Origin of the sequence: Elstera litoralis (genome assembly GCF_000963705.1) — a bacterium.
In the GTDB taxonomy this organism is placed as follows: domain Bacteria; phylum Pseudomonadota; class Alphaproteobacteria; order Elsterales; family Elsteraceae; genus Elstera; species Elstera litoralis.
The window spans coordinates 1-1,518 of sequence record NZ_LAJY01000463.1 but is presented as its reverse complement, the minus strand read 5'-3'; the positions used below and the strand labels follow the sequence as shown (position 1 = coordinate 1,518).

Annotated in this window: 3 protein-coding genes; all 3 read left to right on the top strand. The window is 61.5% G+C overall.

What is annotated here, in order from left to right; translation table 11 throughout:
- Window positions 1-129 precede the first annotated feature (129 nt).
- Window positions 130-846, top strand: a complete 717-nt coding sequence (gene tolQ, locus VZ95_RS15815; protein WP_045776719.1) for a protein TolQ — start codon at window positions 130-132, stop codon at window positions 844-846.
- Window positions 846-1,319, top strand: a complete 474-nt coding sequence (tolR, locus tag VZ95_RS15810) for a protein TolR (RefSeq protein ID WP_045776718.1) — start codon at window positions 846-848, stop codon at window positions 1,317-1,319. The genes tolQ and tolR overlap by 1 nt, the downstream gene beginning before the upstream one ends.
- Before the next feature lie 19 nt (window positions 1,320-1,338).
- Window positions 1,339-1,518 (top strand): cell envelope integrity protein TolA (locus VZ95_RS15805; RefSeq protein WP_045776717.1); only part of this gene is annotated, 180 nt, incomplete at its 3' end.

The window sequence follows — 1,518 nt, the reverse complement described above, 5'->3', positions numbered from 1 at the left end:
TTGGTCACAATTCTGGTGCGTTTAGTATGCGTCGATCCGCAGTTCAATCCGCAGCGGGTGCCGGACAAGGTTCGGGTCGCGTGCGCGCCGTTTCATGAGACTCGGTCTTTAGGGGAGTGAGGGAAAAGAATGCAAGGCGATGCAGTTGCGGCGATTGCGCCAGCGCATGACCTGTCGATGCTCGGGCTGTTTTTGCAGGCCGACTGGGTTGTTAAATTCGTCATGCTGTCGCTCATTTTTGCCAGCATTTGGAGCTGGGCGATCATCGTCGATAAACTTATCCGCCTGCGCCGTTTAACGGTTCAAGCCGATCAGTTTGAAGAAGCTTTCTGGTCGGGCGGCAGCCTGGACGAGCTGTACGACCGTATCGGCAATCGGCCCATCGACCCGATGTCGGCGGTGTTCGTGGCGGCGATGCGCGAATGGCGGCGCTCGGCCCAGCGCGGGTTGGGCCTGACCACCGGCAACCTTCAGCAGCGCATCGAGCGCGTGATGGGCGTGACCGTGGGCCGCGAGATGGAACGGTTGGAGAAATGGACGCCGTTCCTGGCCTCGGTCGGCTCGGTCGGCCCCTTCGTTGGGCTGTTTGGCACGGTTTGGGGGATCATGAACTCCTTCTCGGCCATCGCCTCTTCGAAGAACACCAATCTTGCCGTTGTGGCGCCGGGGATTGCCGAAGCTTTGTTCGCAACCGCCATCGGCCTCGTCGCGGCTATTCCGGCGGTGTTGGCCTATAATAAGATTTCCGGCGATCTCGCGCGTTATTCCAATCGCTTAGAGAATTTTTCGGCGGAGTTTGCCGCCATTCTGTCGCGCCAGATGGATGCGGCTGAGGCGGGCGAATAATGGGCGCATCGCTCAATTCCGGCGGGCCGCGTCGGCGCGGTGGGCGTCGGTCGCACATGCCGATGTCCGAAATCAACGTTACGCCCTTGGTGGACGTGATGCTGGTGCTGCTCATCGTCTTCATGGTGGCGGCCCCCTTGCTCACGGTCGGCGTGCCGGTCGATCTGCCGAAAACCTCGGCGGCGAGCCTGAATGAGCGCATCGAGCCGCTGACCATCAGCGTCAACGCCCAAGGCCAGATCTATATTCAGGAAATGGAAGTGCAGGAGGCGGAACTTGCCCCGCGCCTGCAAGCCATTACGGCGAATAAGCCCGATACCCCCATCTATGTGCGCGGCGACAAGGGCATTCCCTATGGGCGCGTCATGGAAGTGATGGGTCTCGTCGCCTCGGCGGGCTTTGCCAAAGTCTCGCTGATCGCCGAAGCCCCCTCGGGCGCGCCGGTAAAGCCCACGCCTAAGCGGGGCGGGTAGGGGAGGCACGCGCACGGCTATGAATCGGTCCATTATCCTTGCCTCGGTGCTGCACGGGTTGATCTTGATCCTGGTGATCTTCGGTCTGCCCCAAGTCGCGCCGCCGCCCCTGGAGGTGAAGCCGATCATTGAGGTTGAGGTGATTACCATCTCCTCCACCCCCAATGCCGCGCCGAATAACCCGACGCCCGCGCCGGTC